At 63.9% G+C, this 19,652-nt stretch carries 16 protein-coding genes and 2 pseudogenes; 13 read left to right on the forward strand and 5 right to left on the reverse strand.

Translation table 11 applies throughout. From position 1 onward, the window contains the following. Positions 1-102: 102 nt before the first annotated feature. The gene (locus tag NVS32_RS00230; protein WP_258498200.1) at positions 103-1,293 is read right to left on the reverse strand and encodes a coiled-coil domain-containing protein; all 1,191 of its coding nucleotides are present in this window, start codon (positions 1,291-1,293) and stop codon (positions 103-105) included. A gap of 58 nt (positions 1,294-1,351) precedes the next feature. Between NVS32_RS00230 and galE the strand changes: the two are divergent. From galE to NVS32_RS00265, 8 genes and pseudogenes are all read left to right on the forward strand, one after another. Further along, positions 1,352-2,414 (forward strand): annotated as a pseudogene (galE, locus tag NVS32_RS00235) (UDP-glucose 4-epimerase GalE). A gap of 295 nt (positions 2,415-2,709) precedes the next feature. Then, positions 2,710-2,892 (forward strand): annotated as a pseudogene (locus tag NVS32_RS11095) (hypothetical protein); the annotation flags it as partial. Between the two features lie 8 nt (positions 2,893-2,900). Next, positions 2,901-3,734 (forward strand): IS1595 family transposase, encoded by an 834-nt coding sequence (locus NVS32_RS00240; protein WP_258498201.1) that lies wholly within the window; start codon positions 2,901-2,903, stop codon positions 3,732-3,734. A gap of 238 nt (positions 3,735-3,972) precedes the next feature. Next, positions 3,973-4,557, forward strand: a complete 585-nt coding sequence (gene yihA, locus NVS32_RS00245; RefSeq protein WP_258498202.1) for a ribosome biogenesis GTP-binding protein YihA/YsxC — start codon at positions 3,973-3,975, stop codon at positions 4,555-4,557. Positions 4,558-4,632: 75 nt separating this feature from the next. Further along, on the forward strand, positions 4,633-4,983 hold the full coding sequence (locus NVS32_RS00250) for a hypothetical protein (protein ID WP_258498203.1): 351 nt from the start codon (positions 4,633-4,635) through the stop codon (positions 4,981-4,983). Positions 4,984-5,104: 121 nt separating this feature from the next. Next, positions 5,105-7,225, forward strand: a complete 2,121-nt coding sequence (locus tag NVS32_RS00255) for a HelD family protein (protein WP_258498205.1) — start codon at positions 5,105-5,107, stop codon at positions 7,223-7,225. A gap of 234 nt (positions 7,226-7,459) precedes the next feature. Beyond that, positions 7,460-7,723 (forward strand): TM1266 family iron-only hydrogenase system putative regulator, encoded by a 264-nt coding sequence (locus tag NVS32_RS00260; protein WP_258498206.1) that lies wholly within the window; start codon positions 7,460-7,462, stop codon positions 7,721-7,723. Between the two features lie 180 nt (positions 7,724-7,903). Then, entirely contained in the window at positions 7,904-9,304 is a 1,401-nt protein-coding gene (locus tag NVS32_RS00265; protein ID WP_258498207.1) for an ATP-binding protein, read from the forward strand. Between the two features lie 12 nt (positions 9,305-9,316). Here the strand turns inward: NVS32_RS00265 and NVS32_RS00270 are convergent, their stop codons facing one another. After that, a complete protein-coding gene (locus NVS32_RS00270; RefSeq protein WP_258498208.1) occupies positions 9,317-10,732 on the reverse strand; it encodes an ATP-binding cassette domain-containing protein in 1,416 nt (471 codons plus the stop codon). A 12-nt stretch (positions 10,733-10,744) separates the two neighbouring features. Continuing rightward, the gene (locus tag NVS32_RS00275) at positions 10,745-11,839 is read right to left on the reverse strand and encodes an ABC transporter substrate-binding protein (protein ID WP_258498209.1); all 1,095 of its coding nucleotides are present in this window, start codon (positions 11,837-11,839) and stop codon (positions 10,745-10,747) included. Between the two features lie 409 nt (positions 11,840-12,248). On the opposite strand from NVS32_RS00275, the gene NVS32_RS00280 reads away from it, so the two are divergent. From NVS32_RS00280 to NVS32_RS00295, 4 genes are all read left to right on the forward strand, one after another. Then, positions 12,249-12,761, forward strand: a complete 513-nt coding sequence (locus NVS32_RS00280) for a YbhB/YbcL family Raf kinase inhibitor-like protein (protein WP_258498210.1) — start codon at positions 12,249-12,251, stop codon at positions 12,759-12,761. 84 nt (positions 12,762-12,845) lie between these two features. After that, entirely contained in the window at positions 12,846-14,636 is a 1,791-nt protein-coding gene (gene pepF, locus NVS32_RS00285; protein WP_258498211.1) for an oligoendopeptidase F, read from the forward strand. Between the two features lie 198 nt (positions 14,637-14,834). After that, entirely contained in the window at positions 14,835-15,767 is a 933-nt protein-coding gene (locus NVS32_RS00290) for a substrate-binding periplasmic protein (protein ID WP_258498212.1), read from the forward strand. A 12-nt stretch (positions 15,768-15,779) separates the two neighbouring features. Further along, positions 15,780-16,430: an amino acid ABC transporter permease gene (locus tag NVS32_RS00295; RefSeq protein WP_258498219.1), complete on the forward strand. Its 651-nt coding sequence runs from the start codon at positions 15,780-15,782 to the stop codon at positions 16,428-16,430. Positions 16,431-16,436: 6 nt separating this feature from the next. On the opposite strand, the gene NVS32_RS00300 is transcribed toward NVS32_RS00295, so the two are convergent. Continuing rightward, positions 16,437-17,330 carry an SPFH domain-containing protein gene (locus tag NVS32_RS00300; RefSeq protein ID WP_258498220.1) on the reverse strand — a complete coding sequence of 298 codons (894 nt, stop codon included), beginning with the start codon at positions 17,328-17,330 and terminating at the stop codon, positions 16,437-16,439. A 142-nt stretch (positions 17,331-17,472) separates the two neighbouring features. Here NVS32_RS00300 and NVS32_RS00305 point away from each other — a divergent pair, with 142 nt between their 5' ends. After that, positions 17,473-18,537 (forward strand): threonine aldolase family protein, encoded by a 1,065-nt coding sequence (locus tag NVS32_RS00305; protein ID WP_258498221.1) that lies wholly within the window; start codon positions 17,473-17,475, stop codon positions 18,535-18,537. Between the two features lie 127 nt (positions 18,538-18,664). Here the strand turns inward: NVS32_RS00305 and NVS32_RS00310 are convergent, their stop codons facing one another. Then, complete coding sequence (locus tag NVS32_RS00310; RefSeq protein ID WP_258498222.1) at positions 18,665-19,558, reverse strand: LysR family transcriptional regulator; 894 nt, start codon at positions 19,556-19,558, stop codon at positions 18,665-18,667. Positions 19,559-19,652 lie beyond the last annotated feature (94 nt).

Consider the following 19,652-nt stretch of genomic DNA (forward strand, 5'->3'; position numbering starts at 1 on the left):
GAGCCGAAGGGCACTTAATGTGCTCTTCGTGCGAGCAGGACTGTCCGAGCAGGCAACTTAATGCCCCGCCGGCAGTCCAGGCCAACTCACGGAAATGAGGCACTACGACAGCGCGATACCGCCGAGCCAACCCCAGCGCACGCCCGAACCGGTTCCATAGAACGCGATAAACGAGTCGAGCGACTTTGACGTGATCGAGCCCTCGTTGCTCATGACGATGTTGTTGCCCACGTAGATACCCACGTGGCCGTAGAGCAAACCGGGGCTACCGGTGCCGGCATGCGAGGAGTCGGCGACGATCATGCCCACCTGCAGGGTCGAGCGATCGGAGCTGTAGCAGTAGGCGTTGAACATGTCACACGCGTTGCCGCCAAAAAAGCCCACACCGGCGTTGCGGAAGACATTCGTGACCCACGCGGCGCACCAGTTGAGACCGGGCGAAGGCGTGGAATAGCAGGCGTTGACGACAGCCTGCTGCTTGCCGGAACCGCCGCTCTGCTGCGGGGTGCCGCCGCTGTAGCTGCCGCCACCCGAGCTGGAACCGCCCGAACTCGAGCCGCCGGAGTACGTCGGCTGCTGCGCCGCGGCCGTCGCCTTCTTGGCCTCCTCCTCCGCCTGGGCGGCGGCGAGGATCTCGGAATCGCGCTTGGCCATGAGCTCCTTGACGTCGTCCGACAGGCCGTTGAGGACGCTCTGGACCTCGGCCTGCTTGGACTGCATGCTCTTCATCTGCTCGGTCTGCTTGTCCTTGAGGGACTCGAGGTCGGTCTTCTGCTTCTCGAGGTCGGCCTTTTGGCTGTCGAGCTCAGACTGGATCGTCTGGATATCCGAGATGGCGTCGCGGTCGCTCTTGTTGACTTTCTCCACATAGTGGGTGTTGGCGACGAACTCCTCAAACGAGCCGGAGGTCAAAAGCAGGGACAGGACGTTGGTGCCGCCCGACTTGTAGCTCGCGGTGACGCGGTCGGAGAGGCCCTCGCGCTTCTTCTTGAGCTCGCTCTTCTTGGCGTCGATCTGGGACTGGACGCCCTCGATCTTGTTGAGCGTGTCCGCGTTCTTCGAGGCGAGCGCCGAGTATTCGCTGGCGATGCCGTAGAGCTGCTTTTGCACCTCATCGACCTTCGCCTGGGCCTCGTTGAGCTTATCGGTGGTCTCCTGCGAGGCCTCGGCCGCATACGTACGCTGCGGCAGGCCGAAGAGGACGGCCGCGGACGCGGCGGCGAAGAGCGCCTTGAGCGCCGTGCGGCGGGAAACATCCTGATCGAGCAGGGAATTTGAAACGTTTTGTGACATATGTGCTCCGATACCTGTTGTGTGTATATGTCGCAATATCCCGTACAGGAGACATCACATGTCAGAAGCTCTTAAGCCCGAGGACATCTGCGTCCTCGTCACCGGTGGCGCCGGATTCATCGGCTCCCACACCGTCGTCCAGCTCCTCGAGGGCGGCTACCAGGTTGTCATCGTTGACGATCTTTCCAACGCGAGCACTGTCGCCGTCGACCGCGTCAAGACCATCGTGGGCGACGAGGCCGCCAAGAACCTCACCTTCTATGAGGCAAACGTCCTGGACCGCGAGGCCATGAACAAGATCTTCGACACCCACCATATCGATTGCGTGATCCACTTCGCCGGCTTCAAGGCCGTCGGCGAATCGGTCCACAAGCCCATCGAGTACTACCACAACAACATCGAGAACACGCTCGTGCTGCTCGACGTCATGCGCAACCATGGCTGCAAGTCCATCATCTTCTCGAGCTCCTCGACCGTCTACGGCGACCCGGACAACCCGCCCGTCACCGAAGAGGACCCCAAGAAGCCCGCAACCAACCCCTACGGCTGGACCAAGTGGATGATCGAGCAGATCCTCATGGACGTCCATACCGCCGACCCCGAGTGGGACGTCGTGTTGCTGCGTTACTTCAACCCCATCGGAGCGCATCCCTCGGGCCTAATCGGCGAGGACCCCAAGGGCATCCCCAACAACCTCGTGCCCTACGTGGCGCAGGTCGCCGTGGGCAAGCTCGCCGCGGTCCAGGTCTTTGGCAACGACTACCCCACGCCCGACGGTACCGGCGTGCGCGACTACATCCACGTCTGCGACCTGGCATCGGGCCACGTCGCCGCGCTCAACTGGATGAACGGCAAGACGGGCGTCGAGATCTTCAACCTGGACACCGGCACCGGCAGCTCCGTGCTCGACGTGATTCACGCGTTTGAGAAGGCCTGCGGCAAGGAGCTCCCCCTACAAGATCTGCCCGCGCCGCGAGGGTGACATCGCCGCCAACTGGTGCGATGCCTCCAAGGCCGAGCGCGAGATGGGCTGGAAGGCGCAGTACGACATCGACGACATGTGCCGCGACAGCTGGAACTGGCAGAGCCACAACCCCAACGGCTTCGCCGACGCCGAGTAACCGTCTCGAGAGGCAAAAACTCCAACGCCGAGCGCCTCGCCGGCACACGGCTCCCAGGCCCCGGTCCCGCAAAGGACCGGGGCCTTTTCATGCTCCGCGCGGACAGGGCGGAGATGGTCGTCTCGATCGGGTTCGCGCCAGACGCCAAGGGCGCCCGCAGGCGGGCCTAACGACGGGAGTTGACGCGCAACTCTCTGTTAGACCAAGATTGACCTGAGCAAGCCAAATTAACGTCCGGGGCCCTCGCTATGATCCGTGTCGCCAAACACAGGAATCGAGGAGGAAGGCCCCGGACATGTTCGACATCATACTGCAGGAGACCCGCGCGCTCACGGTCGCGGAGAAGCGCCGGCTCGTGGAGGCCATCAGGGCCCTGATCGCGGACGGGCTCGCCGGCGGCGGGGCCGCTGGCGAGCCCGCGTGCTGCCCGAGGTGCGGCTCGCCGGGCGTCACGAGGAAGGGGCACGGCGCCGACGGGCGGCAGAGGTGGCGCTGCAAGTCGTGCGGCAGGACCTTCTCGGCGAGGACCGGCTCGGTCGTGGCGACGTCGAAGCTGCCGGTATCGACCTGGGCCGACTACGCGGAGGGCACGTCGCGGGCGAGTCGCTCCGGGAGCTCGCGAGGAGGTGCCACGTGTGCCCCGGGACCTCCTGGTTCATGAGGATGCGCCTCTTCGAGGTGATGGGCGCGGCGCTCCAGGCGTTCCGCACGGGCCCCACCGTCTCATGCCAGTTCGACGGCACCTACCTCAACGAGTCGCTCACCGGCAACAGGGCGAGGTCGCGGACCGGGATGCCCCGGAGGCCGCACAGGAACGGCGAGTCCGTCCACGCCCGCGGGATATCGCGCGAGAAGGTCTGCGTGGTCTGCGCCGCCAACGACCTCGGCGACGAGTTCGCTGCGGTGTGCGGGCGGGGCAGGCCCACCGACGCCGGGCTCCGCGGCTCGCTCGCGGGGGTCGTCGACGGGTCGTGGGTCTCGACCGACGACCACGCCTCCTACGCGCGCGTCCTCCCGTCGCTCGGCGTCGCCGAGCACGTCGCCACCGCCACCCGGGACGCGAGGGGCGGCGAGCTCGAGCTCGTGGACGCCATGCACCAGAGGCTCAAGATCTTCCTCGCTCCCTTCCACGGCGTCTCGACCAGGTGGCTGGGCCGCCACCTCGACTGCTTCCGCTGGCTCGAGCAGGCCCGGCACTCCGACGCCGACCGGGGGGAGACCCTCTCGGGCCAGCTCGCGGCAGGCAGGTACGCGCACACGAGGCGCGACCTCATAGAAGAGCCCCAGCCGCTCTGGGACTACTGGGAGGCGAGGGCGTAGGTCAATCCTGGTCTAGCAGAGAGATCGGAATCTGCAGAGCCGTTATCCAGCTGCAAATTCCGATCGTTTAACCGGGGCTAACCAATCGGAATTTGCAGGCTGCACGAATGCTGCAGAATCCGAGCGTTTATTGGCCCCCCGAACCCATGGAATCCAGGGCCGAGACGGGATGGCGGGCAGGCTCCATTCTCGCTTCGGGTAGAATCGTCACCCAAAGGCATCGCGAAAAGAGGAAACCATGGCGCTCAACCTGCAGAACGCTCGCTTCATTGCTTCATACGGCACCGTCGACGGGCTCCCCGCCCCCACCACGCCCGAGGTGGCCTTTGTCGGCCGCTCCAACGTGGGCAAGTCGTCGCTGCTCAACAAGCTGCTGGGGCGCAAGGCGCTGGCAAAGGTCTCGTCGCAGCCAGGCAAGACGGCAAACGTGAACTTCTTCGAGGCAGACGGCATTAGCTTTGTGGACCTGCCCGGCTACGGATACGCGCGCGTCTCGATGGCCGAGCGCCAGCGCTGGGCAAACCTCATCTCGGGCTACTTTGCCCAGGAGCGCAGCTTCAACCTGGTCATCGCCCTCGTCGACGTTCGCCTGGAGGCCCAGAAGCTCGACCAGGACATGCTCGCGTTCCTCCGCGAGAACAACCTGCCCTTTGTGGTCGCGCTTACCAAGGCCGATAAGCTCAGCCGACCCAAGCAGACGCGCCAGGTGGAGCTTCTCTCGCGCCAGCTCGAGGTGCTGCGCGAGCAGATGCTGCTCACCTCCGCGCAGACCGGCCTGGGCATCGACGAGCTGCGCCGGCGCATTGAGAAGGCCTGCGACTAGCCGACGCACTGCGCGACCAGCCGCAACGCGGCGCAGCGCCCGCATCGAGAACACCAATGCACCAAGGAGACACGCATGTCCGCACGTAGGCGCGAGCCCGAGAGGCTCGAGGAGTTTGTCTTTGAGAGCACCACGATGGTCCTTGCCGCCGGCCTCGAGATGACCAAGCACTCCGTCACCTCGGCGCCGGGCGAGTTCGTGCGTGAGAAGGGCCCGCTGGGCATTGGCTCCACCTGGCGCTGCCAGGTCTTCGAGGAGCTGGTGGGTCGCATCAACACAAAGGAGATGGGCGCGCTGGCGCTGGGCGCGGGCCTCGACCCCAAGGCGCTCCCCGACCGCATCCCCTGCACCGTGACGTACTCGAACGCCGGGGGCTTCCCCTCCTGCACCGTGCGCATCGTGACTGGCGAGGACGCCACGGCCTAGCGCCGGCGGTCCTTCTCGCCGCGCCTACGTCGCACCGCCGGCGCCGTACCGGCTCGCGCCGCCCGCTCCTCTCGCGCTACAATAGTCCGTCACGCTTTCGTGCCGGGCACTGGGAGGACGCATGGCAGACGAGACGCACGACGCAACGTTCCGTGAGGAGCAGGACCACCTGAGCGCGATATACGCCCAGCTCTGCGCCTTGCGCGACACCCTCACCGAGGAGATTGAGACCAGCCACAAGGGCGCCGCGAACGACCTTCGCGAGATGAGCGAGGAGATTCGCCCCGACTTTGGCGGCACCGACGAGACAATGGAGACGCTCGCCGCCATCGAGACGCTCAACTCGGTCATCGACACGTACAACCAGTACCACGACTTCACCGTCGAGAAGCTGCAGCGCGTGCTCCTACTGCTGCGCCAGCCCTACTTCGCCAAGGTCACGCTCGAGATGCGCCCCGGCCGTCCGCCGCGCGACGTCTACATTGGAGCCGCGGGCATGACCGACGAGCACAAGCGCCCGCTCATCGTGGACTGGCGCAGCCCCGTTGCCGAGACCTACTACAACCAGGAGATGGGACCCACCTCCTACCAGGTGGACGGCCGCACGCGCACCGTCAACCTGCTGCTGCGCCGCCAGTTCGACATCACGGGCGACGTGCTCAACTCCTACTTCGACACCACCGTGGCCATCGAGGACTCGCTGCTTCTCGGCGCGCTCAAGAAGCACCACTCCGAGAAGCTCGCGGCCATCACCGCGACCATCCAGCGCGAGCAGAACGCGGTCATCCGCCACGAGGACGTGCCCGTGCTGCTCGTGAGCGGCATCGCTGGCTCGGGTAAGACCTCGGTGCTGCTACAGCGCGTGGCGTACCTTTTCTACCAGGAGCGTAAGACCCTCTCGGCAGACCAGATCTTCCTCTTCACGCCCAACGACGTCTTCCGCCACTACATCGACACGGTGCTGCCAAGCATGGGCGAGAAGAACCCGCGCATCTTCACGTGGCGCGGCTTTCTCGCCAGCCTGGGCCTCTCCGAGCGCGGCGACGGGCGCGACGGAGATCCGGAGGAGCTCGCACGCCTGGAGGAGGGCGTGCGCACGATGAAGCTCGAGCCCGACGACCTGCGCGAGGTCCGCTGCGGCGAGCGCGTGATGCTCAAGGCGTCCTCGGTGGCGGGCGCCGTGGCAAAGTTCTCACAGATCCCCGTTGGCCCGCGTCTCACCGCGCTGGTGAAGGACGAGCTGCACGACCGCCTGGACCGCAAGCTCGCGGCGCTCTCAAAGAGCGAGGAGGTCTGGGAGGAGATGCTCGGCCTGGACGTGGAGGAGCAGGTCGAGGTCTTTGGCCAGACGATAAGCCCCGCCGACGATGATGAGTGCGCCGCCTACGCCCTCACCTACGTGCAACATCTCTTCTCCGGCGCTCACGACGAGATCGAGCGCGGCAACTGGCTGCGCATCGACCGCATTGGCATGCGCGTGCTGGGCAAGAGCGCGCTCACGGCGGCCGAGTGGGTCTACCTCAAGCTGCTGGTGATGGGCGGCGGCGAGAAGTCCGCGCGCTACGTGATGGTGGACGAGGTGCAGGACTACACCGTGACGCAGCTCATGGTGCTGGCGCGCTACTTCCCGCGCGCCCACTTCATGCTGCTGGGCGACGAGCACCAGGCCATCCGCGAGGGCTCGGCGAGCTTCGACCAGGTGCGCCAGATCTTCTCAGCAACGCATGGCGAGGTCGCGACCTGTGAGCTTCTCACCAGCTACCGCTCGAGCCCGGAGATAACGGAGCTGTTCACGAGCCTGCTGCCGCTCGACGAGCGGGCGCGCCTCACCTCGGTGCAGCGCGCGGGCACGCCGCCGTGCGTTGTGGAGGTGGCGGACGGCGACGCAGGGCGCTACGTGGCCGAGCTGGCACGCATTGCCGAGAAGGCCGCGGGCGAGGAGGGCCTCACCGCCATCGTCGCCGCCGACGCCGCGCGCGCCAACTGGCTCTCGAAGCAGCTGGGAGACCGCGTACAGCTCGTGGACCGCAACTCCCTCATGCCCGCGAGCGGCGTGGTGCTCATGGACCTGCGCCTGGCAAAGGGCCTGGAGTTCGACCACGTGGTGGTGCCCGACGCGCAGGCGGAGGTCTACCCCGACACGCCGCTCTCGCGCCGCAGGCTCTACACCGCCATCAGCCGCGCGATGCACGAGGTCACGATCGTGTCACAGGGGGAGCTGACGCCGCTTCTCGCACGGTAGGGCGCGGCGCGCGCCGGAGAGCCCTTCTCGTACGCGGCCGCCGCTGGAACCCCCGCTCCGGCGCCGAAACTGCGCCGGAAGGCCCCTCACGTACGGAATCCCGTCGGGAACCCCCGCCCCGGCGCGAAATCCGCGCACGAAGGCCCCTCTCGTACGAGAATCCCAACAAAGTCGCGCCTCAGGCGTCATTTTCTCGCCTGAGGCGCGTATTCTGTCGGTGAAGCGGAGAGACGCATGCCACAGGAGGCAGCCATGGAGACCCGCGTAGCAGTGCTGGGAATCATCGTCGAGGACCCGGATTCTGTCGCGCGCCTCAACGAGGTGCTGCACGAGAACGCCGACATCATCATCGGCCGAATGGGCATCCCCTACCCCAAGCGCCACATGAACGTGATCTCCGTGGCCGTGGACGCGCCGCAGGACACCATCGCGGCGATGGCCGGCCGCATCGGCGCCATCCCCGGCATAAGCGTGCGGGCGGCATACTCGAAGCAGTAGCGTCTCGGCGATAAGGGCCTTTGCGCAGCGTCAGCGCCCCAGCCATTCGGTCTAGTGCTTTTCTCGTACTTATTATTCTCAGAAGAATTATTCTCTATAGAATAATATTTGTTTTGCCACTGCATACATCGTCACGGCACGGGCAAAGGGACTCGAGCAGACGAGGAGGTCATTATGTTTGTGGGACGTCAGAGAGAACTCGCGCAGCTCGAGCAACTGTATGCAACCAAGAGATTCCAGCTCGTTGTTGTGTATGGGCGCAGGCGCATTGGCAAGACCACCCTCATCTCAAAGTTCTGCGAGAACAGGCGTACGCTCTATTTTACTGCCCTCGACCAAGCCGACAAGGACAACCTCGCGGATTTCAGCCGCGCCGTCTACTCGTTCTTCGATTTTCCCACCACTACGGGTTCATTTGCCACATGGACGGACGCTTTCGAGTTCATCGCAGAGCGCGGCAAGCGAGAGCGCTTTGTTTTCGCATTCGACGAACTTCCCTGTGCCGCGCAAAGAAACGAGTCCATCCCCTCCGCGCTACAGGTCACCATCGACCACATCTTCAAGCAAACAGAAGTATTCATGATGCTATGCGGCAGCAACGAGGGCTTTATGGAGAGCGACGTATTAGGGAGAAAAAGCCCGCTTTACGGCAGACGGACCGCCCAGATGAAAATTGGACCGCTGGGCTACCTAGAAGCTGCCCAGATGTTCCCCGGACTTTCCCCACAGGAACAGTTCGAGTATTACGGCTGCTTTGGGGGAGTTCCCTACTACCTGGAGCAGGTAGATTCCAGCCGCAGCTTTAGGGACAATCTTGCGAGCCTCTACTTCAACCCCTCGGGATTCCTCTTTGACGAACCATACGGGCTGTTGCGACAGGAATTCTCGGAGCCAGCACTCTACGCGTCCCTCCTCCGCGCAATTGCCGGAGGCGCAAATCGGACGAAGCTTATGGCAGACAAAGTGGGCGTAGACGCAACCACGATTCCCAAGTACCTCTCATCTCTTTGCCAACTCGGCATCATCGAGAAAGTCACGCCATTTGGGGAGAACGAGCGCTTGAGTAGGCGTGGAATCTACCGAATCTGCGACGCCTGTTATGACTTCTGGTTCCGCTTTGTCATGCCACGCATAAGCGATATTGAAGGGGGCTTTGGCGATGCCCTTGTCCATCGCCTTCCCGAACAGCAGCTTGATGATTACCTTGGGCATCGCTTCGAGCGACTGTGCCTCGAGTGGTTGGGCGAGCAGGCGCGCGCTGGTCAACTTCCCATCGCTGTCACGCGATTGGGGAGCTGGTGGGGAACCAACCCCGTAACTCGCTCACAAGACGACATCGACGTCATTGCAGCAGACCCAATGGAGCACAAGATGCTCATCGGCGAATGCAAGTTCCGGGAGAAGTTTGATGAAACGGCCGAGCTAACAGACCTCGACGCCAAACGCGACCTGGTCAAGGGGTATGCGACAGAGGACATCATGCTCTTCACCAAAAAGAGCGTCTCACCGGGGACCATTCGAAAGTGCGAGCGTCGCAAGGACGTGCTGCTTGTGACGCTTGACCAAATGTACGCGAAGTAGACGCCCATCGCGCTACCTCCCACGCCGCGCGACGCCCAGCCGCGCCGGCCGCGCGTCGAGAAACTCGGCGTCGCCGGGGGCGTGAGAGGCAACGAGCAGCGTACGGCCACAAAGGTGGCGCACCACAAAGGCAGCCGCCGACTTGTGCGAGGCGGCGTCGAGCGAGGCAAAGGGCTCGTCGAGAACAACCGCCGTGCCAGGATGCGCGAGCGCCCGCGCCAGCTCCACACGGCGGCGTTGCCCGCCAGAGAGCTCCGCAACCGGCCTGCCCAGCGCATCCTCGGGAAGAAGCTCCGCCAGGAGCGCATGCGCCTCCCCCGCAGAAAGGGCGCCCGCCGAGCAGAGCAGCACGTTCTGCTCGGCAGTCATTGCCTCGACCAGGCGCGTGTCCTGGAACTGCACCGAGAGCTCACCCCAGACCGGCGCCTCCACGCGTCCGGCGAGCGGAGCGAGAAGGCCGCAGACGGTACGGGCCAGCGTAGTCTTTCCCGTGCCAGAGGGGTCCGAGAGCACCGTGCGCGACCCGGGCGCAAGCGCAAGGTTGCAGGTGGCAACGGGCTCGCCGTCGTAGCCCAGGGTGACGTGATCGAGCGAGATCGCAGCCGCCGGTACGGGTTGCTGGTGCCGCTCGGCCACCGGCCGCGGCACGCTTGCCGAGAGCGCCCAGCCGCCGGTTGCACGCAGGAGCGCGAGGAATGCCTTCTCGCACGCCCATGAGAGCGCCACCACCACGATGGTCCACGCAAAGAGGTCGCCGGTCTCGAGCAGGAGCTTTGCCTGGTAGATGCGCTCGCCCATTGAGCCGCGGGGACTCCCTATAAGCTCGGCGGCCACGCCCGCCTTCCACGCCATGCCGCAGGCGTTCCTGCACGTGGCCACCAGGTACGGGAGAAGCTGCTGCCAGGTGTTCGCCAGGAAGCGCCGCCAGCCGGGGACGCCCATCACGCGGAGAAGCTCGCCCAGACCGGGGCTCGCCGCCGCGCGCCCCTCGAGCACGCTGTAGTAGATGGCAGGGAACACGGCGAGAAAGACCGCAATCGCCGAGACCCGCACCGATCCCACCCACATGAGCAACAGCACAATCACGCAAACGATGGGCACGCTCTTGAGAAAGCTCACCGCCGGGGCGAGAAGCTCGGCCAGCGCGTGCCAGCGGTGCGCGGCAAGACCCAGCAGCAGGCCAAGTACGAAGGCCGCGGCAAAGCCCGCGGCAATTCTCGCCAGCGAAAAGCCCACCGTGGACCAGAAGGCTGCCGTGGGGACAAGTTGTGCCAGGCGCACAAGCACCGCAGCGGGACCAGCAAGCAGGAGCTCGGAACCAACTGCCATACTCGCCAGCTTCCACACGAGAAGCCAGAAGGCAACGGCGCCCGCGCGGCGCAGCGCGTCGCGCGGGGTCACGGGCGTCTTGTTGTTCTCCGCCGACACCTTGGCCGCAGCCTAGGCCACGTAGTAGAAGTCGTCGCCGGGGAGCGCTCCGCCCACCGAGGAGGCATCGGCATCGTAGAGGACCTGCAGGTAGCCGGAGAGCGCCGAGCGCATGTCCTCGCCCGTGGTGCAGACGATGTTGCACTTGGGGATGGCCTTCTCGGCGATGGCCTCGCTGGCAACTATGCCGGCCTTCACCACGAGGGGCGCTGCGGCAGCAGGGTCGCCGTTCACGGTGTCGACGGACTGGGCGTGGCGCGAGAGGAAGTCGGAGATGGCCTCGGGGTGGTCGTCCACGAACTCGGAGCGAGCGATGGTCACGCCCATCACGAACTGGCTGCCCGAACCGCCGGCGTAGCGGTCCCAGACGTCGGTCAGGCTCACGGGCGCGGAGAGCGAGGAGTCCTTGGCCAGCGTTGCCGTGGTGAAGGGCTCGGGCAGGATTGCAACGGCCGTGGGGTCGGCCTGGATGGCCGCCGCGCACTCGCTGTGCTCGCTCTTGAACTCGATGGTCACCTGGTCCTTGATACCGGCCTGGTCAAGCAGGTAGTTGAGCGTGTACTCGGGGCTGGCGCCCTGGCCGGAGAGGTAGACGGTGTGGCCGGCGAGGTCCTCGAACTGCTCGACTGAGACGTCGCCGGTGACCACGGATAGCACGCCCAGCGTGTTGACGTCAATCACGCGGATGCCGCCGCTGGTCTTGTTGTAGAGGACCGAGGCCACGTTGGAGGGCACGAGGGCGATGTCCGTCTCGCCCTGGATAACCAGCGGCAGGACCTGGTCGGGCGCACCGGAGATCGTGTAGGAGTAGGTGATACCCGTGGAGCCCTCTGCGGGCTCGGTGGGCGCGTCCTCGGTGGGGATGCCGGAGGTGGTGTCCATCATCGAGACCAGGCCAATGGTGGTGGGGCCCTTGAGGGAGGCCACGCGGACGGTCACGTCCTCAGCGGCGGCGGAGACGTCCGAGGAGGACGATGCGTCGCTGGTAGAGGCGGTGTCCGCAGACTGCGTCTGGCTTGTGCCACAGGCGGCGAGCGCGAGGCCGGCGGTAACGGAGCCAAGGGCCGCGAGCGCCTGGTGACGGGTGAGATTGGTGTTCTTGAGCATTGGGTTCTCCTCACATGTTGTCGGCGTCGCGGGGTGGGCGCCTCTCTTCCGTGGTGTGGTCGCTTCTGGGGTCGCGACCTGCTTGGGAGCCCTTCGTCCGGCCGCCACAGCGGACTCGCGTTGGGCGAGGCCATTCTAGCATGCCTTCCTCGCCCTCCTCGAGCCCCGAGCCCCTCCTCGAGCCCCGAGCCCCTCCTCGCCCCTCTCATTCTTTATCGGTATATGTGAATCTCGTTGGCGATTACCTGGGCAAACGTCGGCTCCGTTTCACAGATACCGATAAAGAAGGAGGTGGGCGAGGAGGGGTGAAGAAGGAGGTGGATGAGGGGTAGGGACCGAGGGACGGAGCCATGGCGGCTGCGGATACAATAGGCGAGAGGCACAAGGCACCCAAAACAGGGAGGCAACCATGGACGTGCATGTGAAGCTCGACGAGAACGGCTACATCCCCGATGCCTTTGCAAAGCATGCTGACGCTGCCGGTCTGTACGCTGGCACGCCAACGCGCTCGTTCCCCTTCGAGGTCACGGGCGTTCCCGAGGGCACGGCCACGTTGGCCGTGGTCTTCTACGACATCGACTCCATTCCCGTGTGCGGCTTTCCCTGGATTCACTGGTGCGCCTGCGACATCCCCGCGAGCGTCACCAAATTCCCTGAGGACGCCTCCAACCAGCGCTTCGCCGGGATGGTACAGGGAAAGAACTCCTCTGCCTCGCGCCTGGTGGGTAGCCATGACCCGCTCCTCACCTGTCGCTACAACGGTCCGCAGCCACCCGACCGCGACCACACCTACACGCTGCGCGTCTACGCGCTGGACAATGCACCGCAGCTCAGGGAGGGTTTCTGGCTCAACGAGCTGCTCCATGCCATGGAAGGCCACGTGATGGGTGAGGCCGTGGCGCAGCTCCCCGCTCGCGCATAGCCGGCGAGCAGGGCGCGCGTACCGCAGCGCGTTGCAGCGTGTACCATGGGGAAGTCTGAAAACACTCCACCCTAAGGAGCACGTATGCAATACCAGTCTCGCGACCAGATTCCCGAGAAGTACCGCTGGGACCTCTCGTCCATGTGCACAGACGACGAGGACTTCGAGCGCCAACTCGAGGACGCCAAGAAGTTCCCGGCAAAGCTCGCGGCGTACCGGGGGCGCATGAGCGCCTCGGCGGCGGACCTTCTCGCCTACCTGCAGCTTTCGGACGAGGCAAACGTGACCCTCAACCGTCTGGGCAACTACGCCGACCGCCAGGCAGACGTTGATACCCGCGTGGCTCGCTACCAGGTCTATTCCGACCAGGTCATGAGCCTCGAGGTCGAGACGCAAGAGGCGTGCTCGTGGTTCTCGGCAGAGCTCCTTGGCATGGCGGACGAGACACTCACCGCCTTCTTTGCCGAGGAGCCCGGCTTGGAGCACTACCGCCGCGCCATCGAGCGCGAGCTGCGCATGCGCCCGCACCGCCTCTCGGCAGCGGAAGAGGCCATCCTCGCCCGCGCCGGCGATGCTGCCGCCCAGCCCGAGCGCGTGTTCTCTCAGCTCAACAATGCCGACCTCACCTTCGCTGACGCCACGGACTCTAAGGGCGAGAAGCACCCTGTGAGCCACGGCAGCTTCATTGGACTTGAGCGCAACCACGACCGCGTGCTGCGCAAGTCCGCCTTCGACTCGGTCTATGCGAGCTACGGAGCTCACCGCAACACCTGCGCCGGACTGCTCTCCGCCCAGGTCAAGCAGCTCAAGTTCTTCGCGGACTCGCGCCGCTACAAGGACGCCCTGGAGTACTGCCTTGACGCCAACGAGGTTCCCACTTCGGTCTACGACAACCTGGTGGATGCAGTGCACAAGAACCTCGGGGCGCTCCACAACTACGCGAGTCTGCGCAAGCATGTGCTGGGTGTGGACGAGTTGCACTTCTGGGACATGTACGTGCCGCTTGTCGACTCCGTGGACCTCAGCTTCACCTACGAGGAGGCCTGGGACCTCATCCTGAAGGCACTCGAGCCGCTGGGCGAGGACTACCTGGCCATTGTGCGCAAGGGCCTCGAGCAGCGCTGGATTGACGTGTACGAAACACCCGGCAAGCGCTCCGGCGCATACTCCGCGGGCTCCTATGGCACCAACCCCGTGATCCTCACGAGCTTTGACGGAAGCCTCGACGACGTCTTTACGCTGGCGCACGAGATGGGCCACTCCGTGCACACGTACCTCTCGTGCCATGCGCAGTCGCCCACCTACTGCGACTACCCCATCTTCGTGGCCGAGGTGGCCTCTACCTGCAACGAGGCACTGCTCTCGCACTACCTGCTCGAGCACACCACAGACCCCGCGACCCACGCCTACGTGCTCAACAACTTTGTGGAGTCCTTCCGCGCGACGCTCTACCGCCAGTGCATGTTCGCCAAGTTCGAGCGCGACGTGAACGAGATGAACGCCGACGGCCGTGGTGTCACGGCCGACGCCCTCTGCGAGCGCTGGGGCGAGCTCAACGCCCAGTACTTTGGCGACGCCGTGACCGTTGACGACGGCATCCGCCTGGAGTGGGCGCGCATCCCGCACTTCTACTACAGCTACTACGTCTACCAGTACGCAACGAGCTACGCTGCCGCCATCGCCATCTCAAACCGCATCCTCAGCGAGGGGGCACCCGCCGTTGAGGACTACCTGGGCTGCCTCAAGGGCGGTTCGAGCAAGCCTCCCATCGAGCTGCTGCGCGGTGCCGGCGTGGACATGGCAACGAGCAAGCCCGTCGAGGACGCGCTTACGTACTTCTCGCAGCTTGTCGATCAGCTACGCGAAGAGCTCTAGGGCGAGAGAGACACGCTTCCCGTCATCCCAGGCGGCGTCCGGCTTTGTCCAGGCGCCGCCTTTGCGTGGACCAGCCCAAGCTGGCGTCCTGGCCGCAGCGTCATTCCGAAAAAGCTTCCAATGTGTATCCTACTAAGCAACTAGGATTTTAGTAGGCTACAATGACTGCCACTGCAGACGAACATGGGGGAAGAGCAGATGGGAACCAGACAGCATGGCTCAATGGATCGCCGGTCATTTCTCGGCGTGATAGCAGCAGGGGCGGCCCTCGCGCCGCTCGCACTCGCGGGTTGCGGTAGCGCTCAGCAGAGCGACTCCACGGCCAGCACCACGGCCACAGCCACCACAGGCGACGCATCGTCAGCAGACCTTGCCGGCCAGCACCTCACCTTTGTGGGCGATGACGCCTTCGCGCCGTACCGCTACATCGAGATGCAGTCCGATGGCACCCAGAAGGTAGTCGGCCTGGACATCGCCGTGGCAGACGAGATGGCCAGCCGCCTTGGCTTCACGTACAACTTCGAGCCGCAGGAGTTCGCCGCCACGCTGGCCTCCGTCCAGGCAAGCGACACGTCCTTCACGATGGCAATGTCCTCGAACGCGGAGCGCGAGCAGACCTACGACTTCACCCGTGGCTACTACCAGCCACTCGTTGGCGTGCTCACCCTTGGGGGCGACGCCATCACAAGCGTTGACGACCTTGCCGGCAAGAGCATTGCCTGCACCACGGGCACGGTGCAGAACAAGTTTGTCACTGCCGTGTTGCCCGATGCCGACGTCCACACCTACGACGGTGGCGACCAGTGCCTGCAGGAGGTTCTCGCCGGCCGCATCGACGCCTACCTGTGCGACGGTGCCGAGGGCCAGTCCATGCGCGACGCCAACGAAGGCCTGGTGCTTGGCCTTCTCAGCCGCGACGAGACCAAGGACTATGTGGGCGTCTACCGCATCATGGCCACGAAGGGGGCGTCGTTTGTCGCCGCCTTTGACCAGTGCATTGGCGAGATGCTCGAGGACGGCACCATCGACCAGTTCATTGGCACCTACGTAGGCCCAGACTTCGAATGGGGCGGGGACTTCTCGGCCTCCGGCTCTGCAACCGAGGGCGTGGGCTCTACCAGCGCAAACTAGCGAGAGAGCGGCATGAACTTCTCGGTCATCGAACCATATGCGCCAATGTTCATAAGCGGCCTCTCCGTCACGCTTGAGGTGACGGGGGCCGCTTTGGTCTTGGCGTTTGCGCTGGGATTTCTCATCGCTGTGCTCAAGGTGCTGCCGTGCAAGCCACTGCGAGTGGTACTAGACTTCTACACGTCGATTTTCCGAGGCATCCCGCTCATAGTGCTTCTGTTTATTGCGTACTTTGCAACGCCGCAGCTCACGGGCTATAAGATCTCTATGTTTGCCGCCTCGGTGCTCACGCTGGGGCTCAATGGATCCGCCACCGTCTCCGAGACCATGCGCGGCGGCATCGAGGGCGTTGACCGCGGCCAATACGACGCCGCCCGCGCGCTTGGCCTCCCCTATCACCTCATGATGTGGGAGATCATCATTCCCCAGGCGCTGCGCTCGGTGGCTCCCGCGCTGGTCAATGAGGTTATCACGGTACTCAAGAGCTCATCTCTTGTGGCGACCATCGGCCTCATGGACATGATGCGCGCCGCGCAAAGCGTGCAGGCGCTCACGTACCGCGCGTTCGAGCCGTTTATCGCCGTTGCCGTGATCTATTACGTGATTGTGATGGCGCTCGTGGCAGTGAGCAAGCGCCTAGAGCGCCGTTTGAGGCGCGGCTAGGAGGCGCTACTTCTCCCCAGCCTTCTTCCCCGCGACAATGCTCTTAAATACGCCGCTCTGGTCAAAGTCCTCGGGCAGCAGCACCGTGGTTGCCTTGCCGCTTGCCGCGTAGTTGTTCATCATGTCCGTCCACTGGGTGAACTCAAAGAGGCGATTGGCCTCCTCCTCGGTCACGCCGGACTCGCGGATGGTGTCGATGGAGTCCTTGATGCCGCGGGCGATGGCAACGCGCTGGTCGGCAATGCCCTTGCCCTCCGCGGCCATTGCCTCGGCCTTGGCCTGCGCCGCAATGACGGTCTTTGCCTTGGCAGCGTTGGCGTCGTTGGTCGCGCTCTCGAGGTTGTTCTTCGAGGCGATGATGTGGTTCATCGACTCCTGAACCTCCTGCGGCAGCTTGATGCGCGTAATGAGGGTGGTCACCAGCACGTAGCCGTAGTCGAGCATCTTGGCCGCAACAACCTCATCGATAGCGTGGGCAATGGCGTCCTTCTCGGAGAAGACCTCGTCAAGCGTGCGCGCGGGGATCTGCGAACGCAGCGCGTCGGCCAGGTAGTCCTGCATCTGCCCCACGGGATCCTGCAGCGTGTAGAAGCTGCGGTATACGCCGGAATCCGCACCCTTCTCAACGTCGCCGTAGTCCACGTGGTACTGGATGGAGACGTCCAGCTCGATGGTCACGTTGTCCGAGGTCTTGGCGTCAAACGTCATGTGCTCGTCCTCGGTCATGAGGCTCACGTCGTGCGTGACGTCAATGAAGGGAAACTTCACGTGGAAGCCGGGGCCGGCGAACCCGTGGAACTTGCCCAGGCGCTCGATGACGGCGACGTGTTGCTGGCGCACAACGTAGCCCGTTGAGAGTACGAGAACCACGATAAGGACAATAAGAATAATCATGAACATGAGGAGCTCCCTCGGTCTGTCGTCTGCGGTAGTGGCATTCTGAAAGCATATCAGGAATAGCTTTCCAACAGCGTTTGAGTAATGTGTTGAGGCGTAAGGCGCCATCAGGCGTGTCCGAGTGACGCCTTGGGAAGGATTGATAGTGGACGCCGAGAAGAGACTGCCGTTTGCATCCGACTACCAGCAGGGTGCGCACCCGCGCATCCTCGAGCGCCTGGCCGCCGCCAACATGGAGGCAAACCCGGGCTACGGCACGGATGCTCACAGCGATCACGCTCGCGAGCTCATCCGCACGGCATGCAACGCTCCGCAGGCAGAGGTGCACTTCCTGGTTGGTGGTACCCAGGCGAACGCCGTCGCAATCGACGCGCTTCTTGCCCCGTGGCAGGGCGTCGTCGCCGCGGACTCCGGCCACGTGAGCATCCATGAGGCGGGCGCCATCGAGGCGTGCGGACACAAGGTCATCCAGTTCCCCGAGAAAGACGGCAAGTTGAACGCCGCAGACGTTGACGCGATGGCTACGTCCTGGGAGCAAGACGAGAACCACGACCACATGGTCATGCCGGGGCTGGTCTACATCTCGCAGCCAACAGAGTACGGCACGCTCTACTCGCTAGACGAGCTCTCCGCGCTGCGCGCCACGTGCGACGCGCACAGTATGAAGCTCTACGTCGATGGCGCGCGCCTTGCCTACGCCCTTGCCGCACCGAGCAACAACGTGCAGCTGAGCGATCTGGCGCGTCTGGCCGACGCGTTCTACATTGGCGGCACCAAATGCGGCGCGCTTCTCGGCGAAGCGATGGTCTTCCCCAAGCCGTCGACGTGCCCCCACTTCTTCACACTCATGAAGCGCCGCGGAGCGCTTCTCGCCAAAGGGATGGTCGCGGGAATCCAGTTTGAGACGCTGCTCGACGGGGACCTCTACCAGCAGATTGGCACTCGGGCGGTTGAGCAGGCCGGTCGCATTGCCCAAGCATTCCAGACAGCCGGTTGCGAGCTCATGCACCCGCAGGAGACCAACCAGGTGTTTGTCGCACTTGACGAGAAGCGCTATGCACAGCTTTCTGCCCGCGTGGAGATGAGTTTCTGGGAGCAGCTGGCCGACGGCCGCACCGTCGTGCGCCTGGCCACGAGCTGGGCCACTTCCGACGAGGACGTAGACGCGCTTGCAGCGCTGCTCGGCGGGATTGTTTTGCCGGGCAATTGAGTTGCATAGATATGTGTCTATGCAACCACAGTGCCAGGCGGGATTGAAATACCGGGCAGTGGGATTCGGTAACGGGATTCCGTTACCAGGTAAATTGATTGCATAGACGTATGTCTATTAATCAAGGCTACTCAACCGTCAGGAACTCGTCGAGAAACACGTCGAGAAGCTCGTTCTTCCTCGTGGGGAGCCAGGCTGCCACCACGTGCATCTCGCGTTCCTTACCCTTGAGTGGCAGCGCCACGACCTTCCCCCTTGCTGGCAGCGTCTCGGTAAGGTAGCCCGGCAAGAGCGCATACCCCAGCCCCGCCGCAACGCATAGCACGCTTGTCTCTACGTCCTCAGAGACATACGAGACATGCGGCCGCAAGCCTGCGGCAAGTAGCGTGTTGCCGATAATCTCGTTTTCGCCGTAGCCGCCCTCACCTCGGCAGATGTCTACAAGCGGGTATGCTGCCAGCTCTTCCATCGCGATGGCATCCCTGTGCGCAAGAGGGTGATTTGCCGGCACCACCGCATAGAGCGGATAGTCGCGCAGCCTCACCCACTGCAGCGGGGCCATACTGCTTTCTTGATACAGCAGGTTAATGGCTACATCGATCTTCTCGGCCTTGAGCGCATCATACAGCTCGGCAACGTTTTCCCTCATGAACGACAGTCTCACGTTGGGGTTGTGCGCGTGGAAGGCAAACAGCATGTCGCCCAGGTTTGACTGCTCGTATCCCTTGATGTAGCCCACCCGCAGCTCGCCAATGGGCCCGTTATCCGTGGCCCTTGCCCGCTCGACAGCCTCCTTTGAGCGGGCAAGAATCGCCTGCGTATCCGCAAAGAACGACGTCCCTGCAGGAGTAAGCGCCACATGGTGATTGTCCCGGTCAAGCAAGCGACAGCCTATCTCGCGCTCGAGGCTCCTGACCTGGGTCGATATGCTTGCCTCGGAGACAAACAGCCGTCTGGCCGCCCGCGTGAACGAAAGCTCCTCCGCAACGGCGACGAAGTACTCAAGCTGCTTGGGGGTCATTGTCTCTCCCCTCGATGATAGGGAAACCAAATCACATGATAAGAAACGGAGAGAACCACGACAACTCATGAGTCTCTACGATTCGATTATCGAA

Source organism: Tractidigestivibacter montrealensis (assembly GCF_024741235.1).
Taxonomy (GTDB): domain Bacteria; phylum Actinomycetota; class Coriobacteriia; order Coriobacteriales; family Atopobiaceae; genus Tractidigestivibacter; species Tractidigestivibacter montrealensis.

Bases quoted from the DNA above. Each gene is read 5' to 3' on its own strand.
- NVS32_RS00230 (WP_258498200.1), bottom strand. From the start codon at position 1,293: ATGTCACAAAACGTTTCAAATTCCCTGCTCGATCAGGATGTTTCCCGC.
- yihA (WP_258498202.1), top strand. From the start codon at position 3,973: ATGGCGCTCAACCTGCAGAACGCTCGCTTCATTGCTTCATACGGCACC.
- NVS32_RS00250 (WP_258498203.1), top strand. From the start codon at position 4,633: ATGTCCGCACGTAGGCGCGAGCCCGAGAGGCTCGAGGAGTTTGTCTTT.
- NVS32_RS00255 (WP_258498205.1), top strand. From the start codon at position 5,105: ATGGCAGACGAGACGCACGACGCAACGTTCCGTGAGGAGCAGGACCAC.
- NVS32_RS00260 (WP_258498206.1), top strand. From the start codon at position 7,460: ATGCCACAGGAGGCAGCCATGGAGACCCGCGTAGCAGTGCTGGGAATC.
- NVS32_RS00275 (WP_258498209.1), bottom strand. From the start codon at position 11,839: ATGCTCAAGAACACCAATCTCACCCGTCACCAGGCGCTCGCGGCCCTT.
- NVS32_RS00280 (WP_258498210.1), top strand. From the start codon at position 12,249: ATGGACGTGCATGTGAAGCTCGACGAGAACGGCTACATCCCCGATGCC.
- pepF (WP_258498211.1), top strand. From the start codon at position 12,846: ATGCAATACCAGTCTCGCGACCAGATTCCCGAGAAGTACCGCTGGGAC.
- NVS32_RS00290 (WP_258498212.1), top strand. From the start codon at position 14,835: ATGGGAACCAGACAGCATGGCTCAATGGATCGCCGGTCATTTCTCGGC.
- NVS32_RS00295 (WP_258498219.1), top strand. From the start codon at position 15,780: ATGAACTTCTCGGTCATCGAACCATATGCGCCAATGTTCATAAGCGGC.
- NVS32_RS00300 (WP_258498220.1), bottom strand. From the start codon at position 17,330: ATGTTCATGATTATTCTTATTGTCCTTATCGTGGTTCTCGTACTCTCA.
- NVS32_RS00310 (WP_258498222.1), bottom strand. From the start codon at position 19,558: ATGACCCCCAAGCAGCTTGAGTACTTCGTCGCCGTTGCGGAGGAGCTT.